This is a genomic window from Salinivibrio sp. EAGSL (assembly GCF_013366455.1).
Taxonomy (GTDB): Bacteria; Pseudomonadota; Gammaproteobacteria; order Enterobacterales; family Vibrionaceae; genus Salinivibrio; species Salinivibrio costicola.
Genome location: NZ_JABWMG010000078.1, coordinates 1 through 263, shown reverse-complemented (window position 1 = coordinate 263; position 263 = coordinate 1). Strand labels below are relative to the sequence as shown.

Below are 263 nucleotides of genomic sequence, written 5' to 3'. Positions count from 1 at the left end.
GCTGATAGGCAGATTTGAACTGCCGACCTCACCCTTACCAAGGGTGCGCTCTACCGACTGAGCTATATCAGCACTCTAAAAAGAGTGGAGCGGGCAGCGGGAATCGAACCCGCATCATCAGCTTGGAAGGCTGAGGTAATAGCCATTATACGATGCCCGCAATCGTTACTCGTAGAGCTATTCAAACAATTTGAAATTGGTGGTGGAAGAAGGATTCGAACCTTCGAAGGCTGAGCCGTCAGATTTACAGTCTGATCCCTTTG

The 263-nt window shown here is 49.4% G+C and carries 2 tRNA genes; both read right to left on the bottom strand.

Annotated elements, in window-relative coordinates:
• A tRNA-Thr gene (locus HLG76_RS14775) sits at positions 1-72 on the bottom strand.
• A 13-nt stretch (positions 73-85) separates the two neighbouring features.
• Positions 86-160, bottom strand: a tRNA-Gly gene (locus HLG76_RS14770).
• Positions 161-263 lie beyond the last annotated feature (103 nt).